Raw genomic sequence first — 19841 nt, forward strand, 5'->3', positions numbered from 1 at the left:
GCCGGCGGGCCGAGGTCACTCGGCCCTCCGGCCCATTGCTGTGTCGGGCGCGATCTCGGGGGCCTCATGGCGGTGCCCGCCGGGACCAACAGGCCCTGCGGAGAGGCGCCGTTGACCAGCGACAGTGGACATCGGCGGGGCAGGGTGCCCATGAGCCGCTCAAGGAGGTGGGCCCCGTGCCCGGATTGCTTGCCATCGGAGCCGTCACGTCGATCGGCCTCGGTGCGATTCTCATGTTTGCCGTCGACTGGCAATGGGACGGAGCCGACAGGCCGCTTGTCGGTCTCATCATGATGGCCGTCGGGATACTCGCACTGGTCGCCGCAACGAGCATGAACGGCCATACTTCCCACTCCGGCAAGGCGCCGTGAGCCCGACGACTGCGCACGGGGCCTGGGCGGCCCCGTGAACCGCTCGTGCCCTGACAGTTCATTGCCTTCACTGCGGAGCCCGGTTCCGGCCGGAGGGATTCCGAAGCCGGCTCCTCCGTCGGAGGTTTCCCGCGGGGTCGGCAACGCCTCAAACGCCTCCAATGCCCGTGTCGCCGATGGCGCACGATGGCGTTTGAGGCGTTTGAGGCGTTGGGAAAGAAGGAGACGTGACCGTCACCGCGGCACGGCGATCATCCGGCCCACGTCGGTGGTGGCGACCGTACGGTCACAGGTGTGGGACCACCGCCACCGGGGCCGCTGTGTGGTGCAGCACCGCGTGCGCGACCGGGCCGATGTGCGCGCCGATCGCCGCGCGGCGTATACGTCGCCCCACCACCAGCAGCGAGGCGTTCCTGGACGCTTCCACGAGATGGTCCGCGGCCCGGCCGACCACGCACTGCTCCGTGACCTCGACATCCGGGAACTTGCCGCGCCACGGCCGCAGTACGTCCGTGAGCGCGCTCGCCTCGCGCAATGACCTCGCGACACTGTGGCCGGGGTCGGCGGCCGCGGGGGCGTATCCGAGAGCGACCGGAGCGGTCCAGCCGTGGACCACCCGCAGCCGGGCCGACCTCGCAGCGGCGGCTTCGGAGGCGTACGCGATCAACTCGTCACACGGCCGGGAGAGGTCGAGGCCGAGCACCACATCGAGGTACGGGCCCTCACCGGTGACGTCGTCACCGGCCCCGAGGCGCAGGTCGTCCTCGGCCCGCTTGCCGGCCCGTACGACGACGACCGGGCGCTCGGCATGCGCGATGACGGGCAGGGACACCGAGCCGGCCAGGAAGCCACCGAGGACACCCAGCCCTCGCGATCCCAGGACCAGAACCTCTGCCTCCTCCGCCGCGGCGAGCAACACCTCGGCGGGACGCCCGAAGACCTGCTCGACGCCGACGTCCAGGCCGGGGTGGCCCTCCCGCAGCCGTGCGGCCACTTCGCGAGGGACGCGTTCCGCCCAGTGCTGGGTGATGGTCGTACCGCCGGGTGTGGTGTCCGTGCCCATGAACGGGGCATGGGCGAAGGCCGGCGACCAATCCTGCCAGGCGTGGAGGATGTTCAGCGGTAGGCCGCGGAGGCGGGCCTCCCGGGCGGCCCACTCCGCTGCGGCGAGCGACTCGGCCGAGCCGTCCACAGCTGCTCTGACGGTGCGTCGTGACATGGATTTCTCCGAATGCCGGGTTAAGAACGTCTGCTTGGGTGAGCGGTGGCGGAGCAAGGGGCGGGACCGGCGGTCGCCGGGCGGCGGCGAAGGGACCGGCCCCAGCGGTGCTGTCCGAGCGGCCGGAAATTCCGTGGGCCGGAAGTGGCAGGTGTGGTCCCAGGGCGGCGTACTACAGGGCCGGGGTGATCAGTCCGTAGTGGCCGTCGTAGCGGTGGTAGAGCACGCTGCCGCGGCCAGTACCGGTGTCGTTGAAGAAGACGAAGGGCAGGCCGGTCAGGTGAAGCCGTTGTACGGCCTCGTTCACACCGCTCGTGGGGACGGGAACCGTGCTGACGCTCAGCAGCCCCTCGATCTCACGTTCGAGACCCAGGAGCCCGAGGGAAGCCGTACGATGCCGGCCGGTGCGGGGGTCCCGGTAGACGACGCTGTCGTATCCGGAGGCCAGGTCGGTGAAGACCCAGAAGTCGTAGTCCATGGCTTCCAGGTCGATGAGGGCGTCCTCGGGGGGCTGCCGGGCCAGGCTGAACGACTTGTGCCGTACGATGCGGCGCTCTTCGGCCGGCATGTGATGACGGTGGGGGCGGTGCTCGGAACCCAGGCTGTCCGACCACGCCCGAACCTCGGTGCCACTGCTGCCGCGTGGGCCGTGTGTCCCGTACCGCCGTGCCCGGGCGAGCCGCGCCGTCAGGCGATCCTGCAGGAGGTCGACGGCCTCGAACATGGTGCTTCCGGCCACGTGGGCCCGTACCGGTCGGCCGTTGACATCCACCACAGCCTGAGCCGTAGCCGGTCGGACCGCCGAAGCGTTGACGGATTGCGTGAGCTTCACCTGGGCCGACAGCACCGGTTCGCGCACATGGCTGATCACCGCCAGCACCTTCCCCCGGGCATAGGCGTCGGCGCCGTTCGGCACCTGTCCTCGGTTCCGTACCTGGACGTCTACTTCACTGCTGGTCTTCAGACCGCTCATGGGAACTCCTCCTTGCTCGCTCCCAGCCTGTCTGCCGCCGGCCTGTCCCGGGCAGAGCCGACAGGGCCTGGGCGGAGGTCCCGTTCGTACCCGCATCACGCACCTGCGCGGGGACTTCCGGACGTCTGTGAAGACCGTTCGGCCCGCTGCCACCAGTGGTCCGCGTAAGTGAGAGAGGCCCCGGCTCGTTCGATCAACGGACGATGAGAGGCGCAGGGGTGGCCCATCCGGCCCTTCTTGTCGTCATGCGACCTGTGTCACGGTGCCTTGAGGCGGTACCCGCACGACCATGGCGTGTGTGCGTCGGAGAGCCGATTGAGGGGGCCGCCCGGCTGCGGCGAGGCGTCTCCGGTACGACGGCGCCGGCCAAGCCCCGTGATGCCGCAAGGGCGGTCCGTCGGACGCCGCACCCACACACAAGACGGAGGAAGCATGCGCAAGGACGAGTGCTCTGGCGGCGTACCCCTGACCGACGAGGAACTCACCTCGCTCGACGCGCACTGGAGGGCGGCCAACTACCTCTCGGTCGGGCAGATCTACCTGATGGACAACCCGCTGCTGCGCAAGCCGCTGGAACCGGCGCACATCAAGCCGCGGTTGCTCGGTCACTGGGGTACGTCCCCGGGCCTCAACCTCGTGCACACTCACCTCAACCGGGTGATCCGTCGTCACGGTCTCGACGCCCTGTGCATCTGGGGGCCCGGGCACGGCGGGCCGGCCGTCCTCGCCAACTCCTGGCTGGAAGGCAGCTACAGCGAGACGTACCCGGACGTGAGCCGGGACGAGGAAGGCATGGCTCGGCTGTTCCGGCAGTTCTCCTTCCCCGGCGGCGTGCCGAGCCACGTGGCGCCCGAGACCCCCGGCTCGATCCACGAGGGCGGGGAACTGGGCTACTCCCTTTCGCACGCGTACGGCGCTGCGCTGGACAATCCGGACCTCCTGGTGGCGTGCGTCATCGGGGACGGCGAGGCCGAGACGGGACCGCTCGCCGCCTCCTGGCACTCCAACAAGTTCCTCGACCCCGTCCACGACGGAGCAGTCCTGCCGATCCTGCACCTCAACGGCTACAAGATCGCCAATCCCACCGTGCTCGCGCGGCTCCCCGAGGCGGAACTCGACGAACTGCTGCGGGGCTACGGCCACGACCCCCTGCACGTCACCGGCGACGACCCGCACCAGGTCCACCGGGCGATGGCGGCCGCGATGGACACGGCCGTCGACCGCGTCCGGCACATCCAGCGGCGGGCCCGCAGCGGCGGACCGGACGAGGGCGAGCGACCGCGCTGGCCCGTGATCGTCCTCCGTACGCCGAAGGGCTGGACCGGTCCGGCCGAGGTGGACGACCTCCCGGTCGAAGGCACCTGGCGCTCCCACCAGGTCCCGCTGTCCGAGGTGCGGGACGACCCGGGGCACCGCGAGCAGCTGGAGGCCTGGCTGCGGTCCTACCGCCCCGAGGAGCTGTTCGACGAGCACGGCAGGCCGCGGGCGCGGGTGCTCGCCTGCGTACCGGACGGTGAGCGACGGCTGGGCGCCACTCGGCACGCCAACGGCGGCCTGCTGCTGCGGGAGCTGCCCCTCCCGCCGCTCGAACGCTTCGCCGTCGCCGTGGACCGGCCGGGCGGCACCCGGCACGAGCCGACCAAGGTCCTCGGCGAGCTGCTGGAGGCCGTCATGTCCGCCACCGCCGACCGCCGTGACTTCCGGCTCGTCGGCCCCGACGAGACCGCCTCCAACCGCCTCCAGGCCGTGTACGGAGCCAGCGGCAAGGCATGGCAGGAACCGGTCCTCGCCACCGACGAACACCTCGACCGGCACGGCCGAGTGATGGAGATCCTCTCCGAACACACCTGCCAGGGGTGGCTGGAGGGCTACCTCCTCACCGGCCGCCACGGGCTGTTCTCCTGCTACGAGGCGTTCGTCCACATCGTCGACTCCATGGTCAACCAGCACATCAAGTGGCTGAAGACCGCTCGCGCTCTGCCGTGGCGCGCCCCCGTCGCCTCCCTCAACTACCTGCTGACGTCTCATGTATGGCGCCAGGACCACAACGGCTTCTCCCACCAGGACCCCGGCTTCGTCGACCATGTGCTCAACAAGAGCCCCGAAGTCGTCCGCGTCTACCTGCCGCCGGACGCCAACACCCTCCTGTCCGTCGCGGACCACGCACTGCGCAGCCGTGACCACGTCAATGTGATCGTGGCCGGCAAACAGCCCTGCTTCGACTGGCTCTCCCTCGACGACGCCCGCGCCCACTGCGCCCGCGGCGCCGGCGTCTGGAGCTGGGCGGGCACCGAGGACGGCACGCGTGAGCCCGATGTGGTCCTCGCCTGCGCCGGTGATGTACCCACCCAGGAAGTGCTCGCCGCGGCCGGTCTGCTGCGTCATCACCTGCCCCGGCTCGCGGTCCGAGTGGTGAACGTCATCGACATGACCCGGCTCATGCCCCACGAGGAGCACCCGCACGGCATGACCGACGGGGAGTACGACGCCCTGTTCACCCGCGACAGGCCGGTGATCTTCGCCTACCACGGCTACCCGTGGCTGGTGCACCGCCTGGCCTACCGCCGCACCGGACACCCGAACCTCCACGTACGCGGCTACAAGGAGGTCGGCACCACCACGACCCCCTTCGACATGGTCGTGCGCAACGACCTGGACCGCTACCGCCTCGTGATGGATGTGATCGACCGCGTGCCCGGCCTCGCCGTACGAGCCGTGGGCGTACGGCAGGCCATGGCGGACGCGCGCACCCGCCACCACGCCTGGATCCGCGAACACGGCAGCGACATGCCCGAGGTCACCGACTGGACGTGGCCCGCCTGAACCGTGCCGTCGTGTACCCCGACATCCATTGGTGGATCGACGGAGGGCCGCCGACGAAGGGCTTCCTCAGCAGCGTCACGGTCGGTCCGATCGAGCATGGTCGACTCCGCGACCGTTCGCCAGCCGGTTCACCACACCCACCACCCCGTCCACCCGCCATGCCGCTCGGATCAGTGCCGACGTATCAGCATGGGGTCCGAGCCGGCCCGCCATGGTGACCACACCGTCGCGGACGTCGACACGCACCTGATCGGCGTCGTGCGCCGGCACGCGGACCGAGAAGGCCTCGCTGACGTCCGAACGGATCTCCTCGTCGGTGCGGAGGAAGACACGCAGGAGGTCGCGGCGTGGGACCCGCCATCGACCGGGCCGCTCGGAGCACGGGAGAAGAGGGCCCAATGGCCCTGGGACACTTCCGTTCGACCCCTGCCCCGGGGCAGGCACCGGCCCGCACGCTGGCACCACCTGCAACGGAACCCCTCGGGAGGGCGGCGGACATGACCGTACGCATGGGAATCAACGGCTTCGGGCGCATCGGGCGCGACTACCTGCGCTGCGTCATGGAACGCTTGGAGGCGAGCAGCGGTACCCCGGTGGAAGTGGTGGCCGTCAACGACCTCGCCGCCCCGGAAACGCTGGCCCATCTGCTCACCTACGACTCGACCTACGGCCGGTTCGGCCGCACCGTCGAGCACGACGACGACTCCATCACGGTCGACGGGCGCCGCATCGCCGTCACGTCCGAGCGTGACCCCGCCGACCTGCCCTGGGGGGCCCTGGGTGTGGACGTGGTCATCGAGGCCACCGGCCGCTTCCGCACCAGGGAGGACGCCGGCCGGCACCTGAAGGCGGGAGCGCGCAAGGTACTGCTCTCGGTTCCCGGCAAGGGCGTGGACGCCACCATCGTCATGGGCGTCAACGAATACACGTACGACCCGCGTCTCGACCATGTGATCTCCAACGCGTCCTGCACCACCAACTGTGTGGCCCCGATGGTGAAGGTCCTCGACGGGCGTTTCGGAATCGTCAAGGGCCTGATGACCACCATCCACGGCTACACCAATGATCAGGTCGTCCTCGACGGCCCGCACAAGGATCTGCGCCGGGGTCGCACGGCAGCGGTCAACATCGTCCCGACCAGCACCGGCGCCGCCCGAGCCGTCGGGCTGGTGCTTCCCGGACTCGCGGGCACCCTGGACGGCATCGCGGTGCGCGTGCCGGTCGAGGACGGCTCGCTGACCGACCTCACCCTGGTGCTGGACCGGCCGGTGTCGGCGCAGGACGTCAACTACGCCTTCCGGGAGGCCGCCGAGGGACCGCTGAAGGGCATCCTGCGGGTGAGCGACGCCCCGATCGTCTCACGCGACATCGTCGGTGACCCTGCCTCGTGCATCGTCGACGCACCACTGACGCAGGCGCACGGGAACCTCCTCAAGGTCTTCGGCTGGTACGACAACGAGTGGGGCTACACCAACCGCCTCGTCGACCTCACCCAGTACGTCGTCGCTCTGCTCGATGTCCGATGAAGCACCGGTACCCCACAGGCCCGGAAGGCGAGACGGTGGGCGTCAGGAGGGTGCGACTGTGGCGTTTGCGGCGCAACGCGCTGCGTCACCGCTCCCACGCCATGGAGGGCTGGATCGTCCTGGTACTGGGCGTGATCGGGTTCATCGGTGCTCCTCTGGGCGGCGCGGTGGCATGGGAGGCCGTGCTGGAGGCACGATCTCAGCAGCAGACCGAGCGCCGGCTCACCGACGCGGTGCTGGTGGAGGACCCCGCACCCGCGGCCAGAGGCAGCACACGCGCCAGGGCCACCGTGCGGTGGACCGGCCCCGACGGCACCACGCACATCGGCCGGGTGCCGGTCGGGAGCCACATGGAGCGCGGATCCCATGTCTCCCTGTGGACGGACGAGGACGGGGCCATGACCTCCGCGCCGCTCGGCCCGGCCGCCGCGAGGTTCGACGCCGCGGTGGCCGCGCTCACCATCACGGTGGGCCTCGGTTTCCTCGTGCTCGCCGCCCACCGGCTCGTCCGACGGGTGTGCGAACGTCGCCGCAGCGCGCGCTGGGGCCGGGAATGGGCACGAGTGGCACCGGAGTGGGACCGCAAGAACGCCTGAGCCGGTGGGCCCGAACGGGTCTCCCTTCGGGACCTTCGGGACCTTCGTCACGAGCCTGTCCGGCGGAAGGCTGTAGGTGACAGCAGGGGCTGCCGCCCCGGTGCCCGCTGCTCCGCCCGTATCCAGGGAGATCTCATGACTCAGGTGACCACTGACCGGCGGAATGCCGCTTGCGGGGACGACGCTCCGTCCGACGCCGGGATGGCCGTGAACCGGCTGGTCGACAACGCCTGCGAGGCACTCGCCGACTTCGAGTCCTTCACGCAGGAGCAGGTCGACCACATCGTCGCCAAGGCTTCTGTGGCTGCCCTGGACCAGCACACCGCCCTGGCGCGGCTGGCGGTGGAGGAGACCGGCCGGGGCGTTTTCGAGGACAAGGCGGCGAAGAACATGTTCGCCTGCGAGCACGTCACCCACAGCATGTCGCGGACGAAGACGGTCGGCGTCATAGGGCGCGACGACATCGAGGGCATCATCGAGATCGCCGAACCGGTCGGGGTTCTGTGCGCGGTCACCCCGGTCACCAATCCGACGTCCACGACCGTCTTCAAGGCGCTGCTGGCGCTGAAGACGCGCAACCCGGTGGTGTTCGCCTTCCACCCCTCCGCGCAGGCGTGCAGCGCCGAGGCCGCTCGCATCGTGCGGGACGCGGCCGTTGCCGCCGGGGCACCCGAGCACTGCGTGCAGTGGGTCGAGGAGCCCTCGATCGAGGCCACCGGACTCCTCATGCGTCATCCGGGAGTGGCCCTGATCCTGGCGACCGGCGGGAACAGCATGGTCAAGGCCGCCTACTCGGCGGGCAAGCCCGCCGTGGGCGCCGGCGCCGGCAACGTACCGGCCTATGTGCACCGAAGCGCGGATCTGCGCAGGGCTGTCAACGACCTCGTCCTGTCCAAGTCCTTCGACCACGGCATGATCTGCGCGTCCGAACAGGCGGTCATCCTCGACACCGAGGTGTACGACGAGGCCCTGGCCGAGTTCCGGCGCCTGCACGCCTACGTCGCGACCGCCGAGGAGAAGCGGAAGCTGGAGACCTACCTCTTCTCGCCGGACCCGGCCGGCCGGCAGGGCCGTGTCAACCCGGCGGCCGTGGGCCAGAGCCCCGCCTGGATCGCCGAGCGGGCAGGGTTCGCGATCCCCGCGGAGACGTCGCTCATCCTGGCCGGGGCGAGCCGTGTCGGGCCCGACGAGCCACTCACGCGGGAGAAGCTCTGCCCCGTCCTCACCGTGCTGCGGGCCGACTCGACCGAGGAGGGCTTCGCTCTCGCGGCCGACATGGTCGCCTTCCACGGGCAGGGCCACAGCGCCGTGATCCACACCGGCGACCCGGCCCTCGCCGAAAGCTACGGGCGCCGCATGAAGACCGTACGCGTCATCGTCAACTCCCCGTCGTCCCAGGGCGCGATCGGCGGAATCTACAACCGCCTCCTGCCCTCGCTGACCCTCGGCTGCGGCTCCTGGGGCAGCACGTCGGTCTCCGACAACGTCTCGGCCGCCCAACTGCTCAACATCAAGCGCGTGACGACGCGGCAGAACAACCTCCAGTGGTTCAAGGTGCCGCCGAAGATCTACTTCGAGCCGCAGGCCATCCGCTACCTGGCCGCGATGCCGGAGGTCCACCGCGTCACCGTGGTCACGGACGCCACCATGACGCGCCTCGGCTACGTCGACCGCGTCAGCCGCGTCCTGCAGCAGCGGGAACAGCCCGTGACCATCCAGGTCATCGACGACGTGGAACCGGAGCCGAGTATCGATTCCGTACAGCGCGGCGCCGCCCTCATGCGCGACTTCCGGCCGGACACCATCATCGCCCTGGGCGGCGGGTCGCCCATGGACGCGGCCAAGGTGATGTGGCTGCTGTACGAACAGCCGGACGTCGACTTCGCCGACATGCGCCAGAAGTTCTCCGACATCCGCAAGCGCGCCTTCCGGTTCCCGGTGCTCGGCAAGCGGGCCCGGCTGGTCTGCGTTCCCACCACCTCGGGCACGGGCGCCGAGGTCACCCCGTTCGCGGTCATCTCCGACCCGGCGACCGGCAAGAAATACCCGCTCGCCGACTACGCCCTGACGCCCAGCGTCGCGATCGTCGACCCGGTACTCACCGCCGAGCTCCCAGCGTCGCTCGCGGCCGACAGCGGCTTCGACGCCCTCACGCACGCCACCGAGGCGTACGTCTCGGTCTACGCGAACGACTTCACCGACGGCCTGGCCCTCCATGCCATCAAGCTGATCTTCGAGAACCTGGAAGCCGCCGTCACCGGACACGACGCACAGCGAACCCTGGCCCGGGAGAAGATGCACAACGCCGGCACCATCGCCGGCATGGCCTTCGGCAACGCCTTCCTCGGCATCGTCCACGCCATGTCCCACACCCTAGGCGCCACCTTCCACATCGCCCACGGGCGGACGAACGCGATCCTTCTGCCGCACGTGATCCGCTACAACGGCACGGTTCCCGCCAAACTGACGGGATGGCCCAAGTACGAGAGCTACCGGGCGCCCGAGCGCTTCGGGGACATCGCCCGTGCGCTGGGACTGCCGGCCTCCACCGCAGCGGAAGGCGTCGCCTCGTACGCCGCCGCCGTGGAACGCCTGCGTGACGCCGTCGGTATCGAACCGTCCTTCCGAGCCCTGGGCATCGACGAGTCGGCGTTCATCGGCGCCCTGCCGCAGCAGGCACTGAACGCCTACGAGGACCAGTGCGCCCCGGCGAACCCGCGCATGCCGATGCTGGACGACATGGAGGACCTCATGCGCACCGCCTACTACGCCGGACCCCGGCCACTGCCTCTCGTCTGACCGCCCAACCACTCGCACGGCCGATAGGCTGGCGCATGAGCGGGTGATCGAGGTCGGGAGGACCGGTGGGCGTGGAGGAGCCGTTGTCGCGGATGCCCCAGATGCGGCTCGACGAGCTGCTGGAGGAGCTCCAGGCGCGTATCAACGCGGCGCGCGGGACGAGGGACCGGGTGCACAGCCTGCTGGAGGCCGTCGTCTCGGTCGGCCGCGAGCTGGACCTCTCCCAGGTGCTGCGGCGCATCGTGGAAGCGGCCGCGCTCCTCGTGGACGCCCAGTACGGCGCCCTGGGGGTGATCGGCCCGGACGGCCGGACGCTGTCACAGTTCCTCACCGTCGGGCTGACGGAGGAGGAGATCGCGAGGATCGGTCCTCTCCCGGCCGGGCACGGCATCCTGGGCGAGCTGATCCGCCACCCCGAGCCGCTCCGCCTGACGGACCTCGGCGCCCACGAGGCGTCCTACGGCTTCCCCGCCCATCACCCGCCCATGCGGACATTCCTGGGCGTGCCGATCCGCGTACGCGACGAGGTCTTCGGCAACCTCTACCTCACCGACAAACACGGTGGCGTGGACTTCGACGCCGAGGACGAGTCGGTGATCTCCACCCTGTCCGTCGCCGCAGGCGTCGCCATCGACAACGCACGGCTGTACGAGGCGTCCCAGCGCCAGCAGCGCTGGCTGGAGGCGAACGCGGAGATCACCAACAGCCTGCTCTCCGGCAGCCCACGCCTGGCGGTCCTGGAACTTATCGCCCGCCGCGCCCAGGAGATCACCGGGGCAGCGCTCGCCGACGTCTCCGTGCCCGTCGCCGCGACGGAGGATCTCGTCGTCGAGCTGGCCATCGGTGCCGACGGCGACACCCGCCGCGGCCTGGTCGTCCCGGTCGAGGGCACGCTGTCCGGTGCCTCCTACAAAGCCGGCGCACCCGTCACGACGGGCGGCCTGGCCGAGGACGACCGGTTCAACGCGGGACCGCGCCGCTTCGACGGCCTCGGCCCGGCGGTCGCCGTCCCCCTGGGCACCGCCGCCAAGGACACCCGTGGAGTGCTGCTGCTGGCCAGGCGCCAAGGCGAACCCGTCTTCACCCATGCCGAACTGGGGCCGCTGCTGGCCTTCGCCGGTCAGGCCGCGCTCGCTCTGGAGCTGGCCGAGCGCCGGAACGACGCCGAGCAGCTCGCGCTCCTGGAGGACCGCGACCGCATCGCCCGGGACCTGCACGACCTCGCCATCCAGCGCCTCTTCGCGACCGGTATGACCCTGCAGAGCGCCGCGCGGCTCGTGCAGCACGAGGGCGCTGCCGAACGGGTCTCGCGTGCCGTCGGGGACCTGGACGAAACGATCAAGATCATCCGCTCCACGATCTTCGGGCTGCGCGCCCGCGAGGAGGACACGGGACCGAGCCTGCGGGCACGCGTGGCCCGCGCGGTCGGCGAGACGGCCACGACGCTCGGGTTCCCGCCCCGTCTGAGCATGGAAGGGCTGCTCGACACCGACGTGCCGCCACAGGTGGCCGAGCACGTCATGGCGGCCCTCACCGAGATGCTGAGCAACGCCGCCCGCCACGCGCACGCCACCCGGGTCGAGGTCGGCCTGGAAGCCACCTCCGACGAGGTCGTCCTCACCGTGACGGACAACGGCAGGGGAATCCCCGCCGAGGGCAGGCGCAGCGGCCTGAGCAACCTCGAGGATCGGGCGCGCGGCGTGGGCGGCACCCTGGAGATCGAGCGCCCCGACGAGGGCGGCAGCCGGTTTGTGTGGCGGGCGCCGCTCGGCGTCGACCGCGACAGGTGATCGCAGCCTGCACTTCTCGAAGGAGGCGGGTCCGGGGACGGGAAGGCCGGACCAGGTCTGCGGGTGCGCCACGATGTCCCCGCTCGACGACGTGACCCGCCAGTCCGGGGGCTTGCGTCGGTGGTTGTCAGGCGGCCGGTGGCCCTACGCCCCCGTGGGCGTCACGTGGTGAGCTGCAAGCCCGTCACCAGGTCGGGCCGGATGCGCAGCGCGGCGTTCATGCCGGGGTGCTCCACCCATGGGCGCAAACGGGCTGCGAAGCGCGCGAGTTCGCCGTCGTCGGTGACCCGGTGGGCGTAACCGGTGACCACCACGCTCCAGCCGATGTGCGTCTCGGGATCGATGACATCCGCCTCGTAGGCCACCACGACACCGGTCGCATGGGTCGGCGCCACGATGGAGGCGAGCGTCGCGCCGTCGTGCAGCTGGACGATGATGTCGTCGCCGTCCATGAGGTGGTTGACCGGGCGGACGGCCGGCAGGGCCTGCTGGGTGAAGACGATCCGCCCCAGGGACACGGTGCCCAGCAGTCGCAGAGCCTCCGCGCGGTCGAGCTGCGCCATGCGCCGGGGCGCCACCGCCTCAGCGCGGTCACCCACCGTTCGATGCGTGGCTTCGTCCTTCATCGCGCCCACCTTCTGCTGCGGCTCGGTCCTCGAACACTTGGGTGCCTGCAGCCAGCGTCTCTTGAGCCCGACCGGGGCAATAGGGCCGAACGGACCTGCGTCCTGGCCGGATTCCAGGCCACGGCGGCAGGCCCCGCCCCCGGAGCGGTCAGGCGAACGAGCAGAGCACGGTACGGTCCACGCCCAGGGTGCGGATGACGCGCGCGGGAAGCCGCTGGATACGGCACAGCTTCAAGCGCACACCGGCCGCCACGCAGCGGCGGTGCATACGGAGGAAGAGCTCGACGCCGGAGCTGTCGCAGAAGGTGACGTCGGTGAGGTCGAGCGTCAGTTCGCGCTCCGCGGAGCCGGCGAGGAGGGTCAACTCGGGCTCGATGCGTGCGACGGTGCAGAGGTCGATCTCCCCGGCCAGGGCGACGGCCACCGTGCTCGGGTCCAGCGGGGTCGTGGTCAGGCTGATGGGGGTCGTCGTCATGGCGGCCTTCCTCCGTACAGGCGATCTCCGGGACCCTGATTGCCCCGGCCGTGCCGGCCTGTGAAGTTCAGCAGTAGACGCACCGGGGACGGCAGGCCCGGCGGGTCCCTACCAGTGGGCCGAAGGTCCCTCGCACCGGTGACCCGCCGAAACGTGACGAGGGGCGACGCCACATGCGGCTGAAGCCGCAGCAGGGCGCGCCCACCTGCCGGTGTCGGGTCATGCCGGTCGCATGGGACCTGGCCGCGCCGGGCAGCAGATCTCCAAGGGCGTGACTATGGACGAGGGCCATCCGGCCCTGGTCGGAGGTCCCGCTCACGCGACACCATGCAGGTGGATCCGCCGACGGCGGATGACACGGCGAACACGGAGTGCGCGATGACGGACAGCAGCGGCAGCCCCGCCGAGAAGGAGCCGGTCAAGGTCTTCCTCCTCGACGACCACGAGGTGGTGCGCCGAGGCGTGCACGATCTGCTGGACGCCGAACCCGACCTGACCGTGGTGGGGGAGGCCGGCACGGCCGAGCAGGCGCTCGTACGCATCCCCGCGCTGCGCCCGCAGGTCGCCGTCCTCGACGTGCGGCTGCCGGACGGCGACGGGGTGAGTGTCTGCCGCGAGCTGCGCTCCCGCATGCCCGACCTGGCCTGCCTGATGCTGACGTCGTTCGACGACGAGGAAGCGCTCCTCGACGCGATTATGGCTGGTGCGTCCGGCTACGTCCTGAAGCAGATCACCGGCACGGACCTGGTCAACGCCGTCCGCACGGTCGCCTCGGGACAGTCCATGCTGGATCCCGGGGCCACGGCACGGGTGATGGCCCGCCTGCGCGGTGGGGCGGAGCAGCGGGAGAAGGAACCGCAGGGCCTGCCCGGCCTGACCGAACGCGAGCGGGAGATCCTCGCCCTGGTGGGGGAGGGGCTGACCAACAGGGAGATCGGCAAACGGCTCTACCTGGCGGAGAAAACGGTCAAGAACAACATCTCACGCCTTCTGGCCAAGCTCGGTGTCGAACGCCGCGTGCAGGCCGCCGTCATCGCCACACAGGCGCTGGGCGGCAGGGACGGCCAGGGCGGCTCGGCATCGGAGCGTGAAAGCCGCCCACAGTACTGACAGCGAGTGACGAACACCGACGGAGACGGGGACACGGACGGACACGACAGCCCCTGGCGGCGCCTTCGAGGCGCCGCCAGGGGCTGCTTTCCATCCGCCGTAAGCTCGATCTCCTCGCGATCATGGAGAAGCCGTGCCCGATGACATGCCTCCGGCCCCCTTCCGCCGCGTACCGGGGCCGCTGCGACAGGCGCGGCCGCGCGCGTCGGGGGCCACGACGAGTCAGTCGTGCGGGACGACCGCAACGGGGCAGGGGGCGTGGTGCAGGGCGGCGTGGGCGACCGAGCCGATGCGGGTGCCCACGGGGCCGCGGCGCGCCCTGCGGCCGACCACGAGCAACTGCGCGTCCGACAGGGCCGACAGCAGCACCTGCCCCGCGCTGCCGATCTCGACGTGCTCGGTCACCGGGACGTCGGGAAACCGCGCGCGCCACGGCGCCAGCGCCTCCGCCAGAGCCTTCCGTTCGAAGGGTTCGAGCCCTCCCGCCTCGTCCGCGAGGCGCATCGATCCGGGGCTGTAGGCGTAGATCGGCGGCAGGCTCCAGGCCCTGACCGCTCGCACGGCCGCGCCTCGTACGGCTGCCGCCTCGAAGGCGAAGCCCAGCACCGCGTCGCTGTCCTGCGGCGTGCCCTGCTGGCCCACGACCACCTCGCCGCCCGTCGACCGGTGCTCCTGCGCGTTCCGGGCGCGAACGGACACCACCGGCCGGGCCGAGGCGGCGATCACCTGTTGCCCGTACGAGCCGAGGAGGAAGCCCACGAGCGCGCCGTGTCCCCGGGAGCCGAGTACCAGCATGCCGGACGCCTCGGCCTCCCTCAGCAGCGCGGCGACCGCTGTGTCCTGCACGACCTCGGAGGTGAGGGCGAGGTCCGGGTACCTTCCGGCGACGCGCGTCACCGCCTCCCGTAGCACGGCGTTGGCCGACTTGGCCTGCGTCTCCCTGTCCTGCACCACGGGCACGTCCAGCGGCTGCCACAGCCAGGCGTGCACGACGCGCAGCGGAAGGCCGCGCACGACGGCCTCGCGCGCCGCCCAGTCGACCGCGGCCAGGCTCTCCGCGGATCCGTCCACTCCTACGACGATGGCACGGGTCATGGGGGATGCCTCCATACGGTTCTACGGGCACGGCCGCTTCGGCCGGCTCTCTGTTCCCCCAGCATCGGCGAGACGGCCCCCACCCGCCGAGGGCCGGTCGGCCCTCCGTCCCGGCCGTTCGGGCCGTGAGGCGGTGGCCATGGCCGCTCCCGCGCGTGAATGAGGACCACTGGCCTCCGGCAGGGACTTGTGGCCTCCTGTGCGGCCGGCACCGGCCGACCACTGTGGGAGGCGCAGTTCCCCCTCTCCCAAGGAGCGCTTCCATGTCTTCCACCGTCACCGTCGGCCTTGACGGATCCCGGGAAAGCCTCGCTGCCGTGGACTGGGCCGCCGAGGAGGCCGTGCGTCGCGCGGTGCCCCTGCGCCTGCTCCAGGCCTGGTGCGGCGACGGCGACCCGCGCACGCTTCTCGTCGACCCGATCGTGGCACGCGGCTGGGGGGAGCGGACGCTCGGTGCGGCGGAGAGGCGGCTGCGCCGGCGCCACCCGGCCCTCGACGTCGAGACGGAATGGACCTCGAGCGACGCGGTCGAGGTGCTCTGCGCGGCCGGCAACGAAGCGGAACTGCTGGTCCTGGGCTCCCGCGGCCTCGGCGGCCTGGCAGGGTTCCTGGCCGGGTCCGTCTCCCTGGCCGTACTCGGCCGCATCCGCCGCCCAGTCGTCCTCGTACGCCCGCACACCCACCGGGCGCCCCGGGAGGACGACCCTGCCGGGGCGGGCGGTCCGGCGGGGGAGGTCGTGCTCGGACTGGACGTGGCGAGCCCGGGTGACGAGGTGCTCGCCTTCGGCTTCGCCGCGGCCGACCGATATGGCTGCGGACTGCGGGTGCTGCACAGCTGGGCCGTCCCGGCGGTCTACGGGCCCGACATGGGGGGCGCCCTGCCGCTGCTGATGACGGAGGTGGCCCAGGACGCGCGCCGGGCGCTCGACGAGGCGCTGGCCCCGTGGACGGATAAGTACCCGGACGTCCCCGTTGTCCCCGAATGCCATCAGGGCCGGCCGGCGCAGGACCTCGCGGAGGCCTCGCGGGACGCCCGGCTGATCGTGGTCGGTCGCCGCAACCGGCGTGCGCGGATCGGCACCCACATCGGCGCCGTCACCCACGCCGTCATCCACCACTCCCAGGCCCCCGTCGCCGTCGTGCCGCACGACTGACGGTGGCGCCGTCGCGCCGACACGGAGCGCGGCTGAAGAGGGCCGGCAGCCCGCCCCGGCCGCGCCCTCGGGACCACCGGCCCTCCGTCGCCCGGTACCCGGGGACCGTCCGGCGGCTCAACCGGCTTTTTCGGCTCTGCCGCCGCCGTACGGCGGGCGACGACCATCGAAGGCGAGGCCGGGGGGCACCCGCCCCCGCCCGCCCCCGCACTCTGGAGATGACGAGATGACTGTGACCGTCCAGCCCCCCGTCGGCGCCGGCCCCACCGACATCGCGTGGCGCGGTTTCACCGGTGACCAGTGGCGGCGGCACATCGACGTCCGCGAGTTCATCCAGGCGAATCACACGCCGTACGAGGGTGACGCCGCGTTCCTCGCCGGGCCCACCGACCGCACCCTCGCCGTGTGGAACACCGTCGCCGCCCTCTTCCCCGAGGAGCGACGCAAGGGCATCCTCGATGTCGATGCCACGACGCCCTCCACCATCACCTCCCACGCGCCCGGCTACATCGACCGGAACCAGGAACTGATCGTCGGACTGCAGACCGACGCTCCGTTGAAGCGGGCCATCATGCCCAACGGCGGGCTGCGCACGGTCGAGAACGGCCTGCGCGCGTACGGCTTCGCACCGGATCCGTTCGTCACCACGGTCTTCGGCACCTACCGCAAGACCCACAACGACGGCGTCTTCGACGCCTACACCCCCGAGATGCTGCGCGCCCGCAAGGCCGGCATCATCACGGGCCTGCCCGACGCGTACGGGCGGGGCCGGATCATCGGCGACTACCGACGCGTCGCCCTGTACGGAACCGGCCGGCTGACCGAGGCGAAGCACGCCGAGCGGGCGCGGCTGGACGACATCCCGTCCACGGAGGACGTGATCCGCGACCGTGAGGAACTGGCCGAGCAGATCAGGGCGCTGGGCGAGCTGGAACGCATGGCGGCCTCCTACGGCTGCGACGTCTCACGGCCCGCCGCCACCGCGCACGAGGCCGTCCAGTGGCTGTACCTGGGCTTCCTCGCCGCGGTGAAGGAGCAGAACGGCGCCGCGATGTCCCTGGGCCGCACCTCGACGTTCCTGGACGTCTACCTGCAACGCGACCTCGATGAGGGGGTCATCGACGAGAGCCGCGCCCAGGAGCTCGTCGACGACTTCGTGATCAAGCTGAGGATCGTGCGGTTCCTGCGCACCCCGGAGTACGACTCCCTCTTCTCCGGTGATCCGACGTGGGTCACCGAGTCCATCGGCGGCATCGGGGAGGACGGCAGGCCCCTGGTCACCCGCACCTCCTTCCGCTTCCTCCAGACCCTGTACAACCTCGGCCCCGCTCCTGAGCCCAACCTGACCGTGCTGTGGTCCTCCCGGCTGCCCCAGGGCTTCAAGCGGTTCTGCGCCCAGGTGTCCATCGACACCAGCTCCCTCCAGTACGAGTCCGACGACCTCCTTCGCGTCCGCACCGGCGACGACACGGCCATCGCCTGCTGCGTCTCCGCGATGGCGGTGGGCAAGCAGATGCAGTTCTTCGGAGCCCGCGTCAACCTCGCCAAGGCCCTGCTGTACGCGATCAACGGCGGCCGCGATGAGATGACCGGCGAGCAGGTGGGCCCCGCGACGGCCCCGCTGACCGGCGAGTACCTCGACTACGACCAGCTCGCGAAGGCGTACGACACCATGCTGGACTGGCTGGCCGCCACCTACGTCAACGCCCTGAACGTCATCCACTACATGCACGACAAATACGCCTACGAGCGCATCGGGATGGCCCTGCACGACCACCCCGTGCACCGCACCCTGGCCTGCGGCATCGCGGGCCTGTCCGTGGCCGCCGACAGCCTCTCGGCCGTCAAGCACGCCCGGGTGCAGGTCATCCGGGACGCCACGGGGCTCGCCGCCGACTACCGGGTCCTGGGCGACTACCCGGCCTACGGGAACGACGACGACCGCGCCGACGACATCGCCGTCGGCCTCGTCCGCTCCTTCATGGCCAAGGTGCGCCACCACCCCGCCTACCGCAACGCCGAGCACACCCAGTCGGTACTCACCATCACCTCCAACGTCGTGTACGGCAAGCACACCGGCAACACCCCCGACGGCCGCCGCGCCGGCACGCCCTTCGCCCCGGGCGCCAACCCGATGAACGGCCGCGATCACCACGGCATGGCCGCGTCCGCCCTCTCCGTCGCCAAAATCCCCTACGACCAGGCGCGCGACGGCGTCTCCCTGACCTCCACCATCACCCCCGAGGGTCTGGGACACGACCCCGCGGAACGCGCCGGGAACCTCGTGGGCATCCTCGACGCCTACACCGCCGCGGGCGGCTTCCACATGAACGTCAACGTGCTCGACCGGGCCACGCTTCAGGACGCCATGGAGCACCCGGAGAAGTACCCGGACCTGACCATCCGCGTCTCCGGATACGCCGTCAACTTCGTCCGGCTCACCCGTGAGCAGCAGCTGGACGTCATCAACCGCACGTTCCACGGTGCACGATGACCACGGGCCGTATCCACTCCTGGGACCTGTCCACCGGCGTGGACGGGCCCGGGACCCGGTTCGTCCTCTTCCTCAACGGCTGCCCGCTGCGCTGTCTGTACTGCGCCAACCCCGACACGTGGCACCTGCGTGACGGACAGCAGGTCACCGTGGACGACGTCGTCACCCGTATCGAGCGGTACCGCCGGTTCACCGGCCTCGCGGGCGGCGGAGTGACCCTCACCGGGGGCGAACCCCTGCTCCAGCCCGCCTTCACCGCCGACGTGTTGCACCGGTGCAAGGAGCTCGCCCTGCACACCGCCCTGGACACATCCGGAGCCCTCGGCCGCAGGGCCGACGATGCGCTCCTGGCCGACACCGATCTCGTCCTGCTCGACATCAAATCCTTCGACACCGCGGTATACCGCCGGCTGACCGGTGGCCACCTCGCCCCGACTCTCGACTTCGCCACCCGGCTGAACCGACTGGGCGTTCCCGCCTGGATCCGATACGTCCTCGTTCCCGGCTGGACCGACGACCTGGTAGCCGTCGAAGGACTGGCCCGTCACCTCGCGGATCTGGACAACGTCGAACGGGTCGACGTCCTCCCCTTCCACAAGCTCGGCGCATCCAAATACGACGCGCTCCGCATTCCCTTCCCCCTCCGGGACAACCCTGTCCCCGACGGTGCTCTGGTCGATCGTGTACGCGAACAGTTCCGCGCCCACGGCCTTCGCGCGCTGTGAGCGACAGGGTTTCTCACGGTCACGCACACGGTGATTCATGCAATGGGCGGGGGCGACGTCCCAAG

General features: G+C 70.8%; 16 protein-coding genes. 10 read left to right on the top strand and 6 right to left on the bottom strand.

The annotated features are described in order from the left end of the window. Positions 1 to 176 precede the first annotated feature (176 nt). Entirely contained in the window at positions 177 to 371 is a 195-nt protein-coding gene (locus AMK26_RS20190) for a hypothetical protein (RefSeq protein ID WP_073756075.1), read from the top strand. Positions 372 to 657: 286 nt separating this feature from the next. Here the strand turns inward: AMK26_RS20190 and AMK26_RS20195 are convergent, their stop codons facing one another. Together AMK26_RS20195 and AMK26_RS20200 are read right to left on the bottom strand one after the other, a co-directional pair. Next, positions 658 to 1590: a universal stress protein gene (locus tag AMK26_RS20195; protein WP_073756076.1), complete on the bottom strand. Its 933-nt coding sequence runs from the start codon at positions 1588 to 1590 to the stop codon at positions 658 to 660. A gap of 172 nt (positions 1591 to 1762) precedes the next feature. Beyond that, a complete protein-coding gene (locus tag AMK26_RS20200) occupies positions 1763 to 2563 on the bottom strand; it encodes a sigma 54 modulation/S30EA ribosomal C-terminal domain-containing protein (RefSeq protein WP_073756077.1) in 801 nt (266 codons plus the stop codon). A 432-nt stretch (positions 2564 to 2995) separates the two neighbouring features. On the opposite strand from AMK26_RS20200, the gene AMK26_RS20205 reads away from it, so the two are divergent. Then, on the top strand, positions 2996 to 5386 hold the full coding sequence (locus AMK26_RS20205) for a phosphoketolase family protein (protein WP_073756078.1): 2391 nt from the start codon (positions 2996 to 2998) through the stop codon (positions 5384 to 5386). Between the two features lie 75 nt (positions 5387 to 5461). Here AMK26_RS20205 and AMK26_RS38385 read toward each other — a convergent pair whose 3' ends face one another. Beyond that, positions 5462 to 5851 (bottom strand): BON domain-containing protein, encoded by a 390-nt coding sequence (locus AMK26_RS38385; protein WP_338015588.1) that lies wholly within the window; start codon positions 5849 to 5851, stop codon positions 5462 to 5464. Positions 5852 to 5883: 32 nt separating this feature from the next. Here AMK26_RS38385 and gap point away from each other — a divergent pair, with 32 nt between their 5' ends. From gap to AMK26_RS20230, 4 genes are all read left to right on the top strand, one after another. Continuing rightward, entirely contained in the window at positions 5884 to 6912 is a 1029-nt protein-coding gene (gene gap, locus AMK26_RS20215) for a type I glyceraldehyde-3-phosphate dehydrogenase (RefSeq protein WP_073756079.1), read from the top strand. 50 nt (positions 6913 to 6962) lie between these two features. Then, positions 6963 to 7508: an Rv1733c family protein gene (locus AMK26_RS20220; protein WP_143608566.1), complete on the top strand. Its 546-nt coding sequence runs from the start codon at positions 6963 to 6965 to the stop codon at positions 7506 to 7508. 135 nt (positions 7509 to 7643) lie between these two features. Next, the gene (gene adhE / locus AMK26_RS20225; protein ID WP_073756080.1) at positions 7644 to 10307 is read left to right on the top strand and encodes a bifunctional acetaldehyde-CoA/alcohol dehydrogenase; all 2664 of its coding nucleotides are present in this window, start codon (positions 7644 to 7646) and stop codon (positions 10305 to 10307) included. Positions 10308 to 10399: 92 nt separating this feature from the next. Then, positions 10400 to 12097: a GAF domain-containing protein gene (locus AMK26_RS20230; RefSeq protein ID WP_443333171.1), complete on the top strand. Its 1698-nt coding sequence runs from the start codon at positions 10400 to 10402 to the stop codon at positions 12095 to 12097. A 161-nt stretch (positions 12098 to 12258) separates the two neighbouring features. On the opposite strand, the gene AMK26_RS20235 is transcribed toward AMK26_RS20230, so the two are convergent. Together AMK26_RS20235 and AMK26_RS20240 are read right to left on the bottom strand one after the other, a co-directional pair. After that, positions 12259 to 12723 carry a pyridoxamine 5'-phosphate oxidase family protein gene (locus tag AMK26_RS20235; protein ID WP_079277697.1) on the bottom strand — a complete coding sequence of 155 codons (465 nt, stop codon included), beginning with the start codon at positions 12721 to 12723 and terminating at the stop codon, positions 12259 to 12261. A gap of 148 nt (positions 12724 to 12871) precedes the next feature. Further along, a complete protein-coding gene (locus tag AMK26_RS20240; protein ID WP_073756082.1) occupies positions 12872 to 13198 on the bottom strand; it encodes an STAS domain-containing protein in 327 nt (108 codons plus the stop codon). A gap of 378 nt (positions 13199 to 13576) precedes the next feature. Between AMK26_RS20240 and AMK26_RS20245 the strand changes: the two genes are divergently transcribed. Continuing rightward, positions 13577 to 14308 (top strand): response regulator, encoded by a 732-nt coding sequence (locus tag AMK26_RS20245; RefSeq protein ID WP_073756083.1) that lies wholly within the window; start codon positions 13577 to 13579, stop codon positions 14306 to 14308. Positions 14309 to 14530: 222 nt separating this feature from the next. Here AMK26_RS20245 and AMK26_RS20250 read toward each other — a convergent pair whose 3' ends face one another. Beyond that, entirely contained in the window at positions 14531 to 15403 is an 873-nt protein-coding gene (locus AMK26_RS20250) for a universal stress protein (RefSeq protein WP_073756084.1), read from the bottom strand. 263 nt (positions 15404 to 15666) lie between these two features. Between AMK26_RS20250 and AMK26_RS20255 the strand changes: the two genes are divergently transcribed. The 3 genes from AMK26_RS20255 (at position 15667) to pflA (ending at position 19776) form a co-directional block, all read left to right on the top strand. Then, on the top strand, positions 15667 to 16557 hold the full coding sequence (locus AMK26_RS20255; protein ID WP_073756085.1) for a universal stress protein: 891 nt from the start codon (positions 15667 to 15669) through the stop codon (positions 16555 to 16557). 226 nt (positions 16558 to 16783) lie between these two features. Beyond that, positions 16784 to 19051 (top strand): formate C-acetyltransferase, encoded by a 2268-nt coding sequence (pflB, locus tag AMK26_RS20260; RefSeq protein ID WP_073756086.1) that lies wholly within the window; start codon positions 16784 to 16786, stop codon positions 19049 to 19051. Then, positions 19048 to 19776, top strand: coding sequence for a pyruvate formate-lyase-activating protein (gene pflA, locus AMK26_RS20265; RefSeq protein ID WP_073756087.1), 729 nt, complete (start codon positions 19048 to 19050; stop codon positions 19774 to 19776). The genes pflB and pflA overlap by 4 nt, the downstream gene beginning before the upstream one ends. The last annotated feature ends 65 nt before the right edge of the window (positions 19777 to 19841 follow it).

This window comes from Streptomyces sp. CB03234 (assembly GCF_001905885.1).
Taxonomy (GTDB): domain Bacteria; phylum Actinomycetota; class Actinomycetes; order Streptomycetales; family Streptomycetaceae; genus Streptomyces.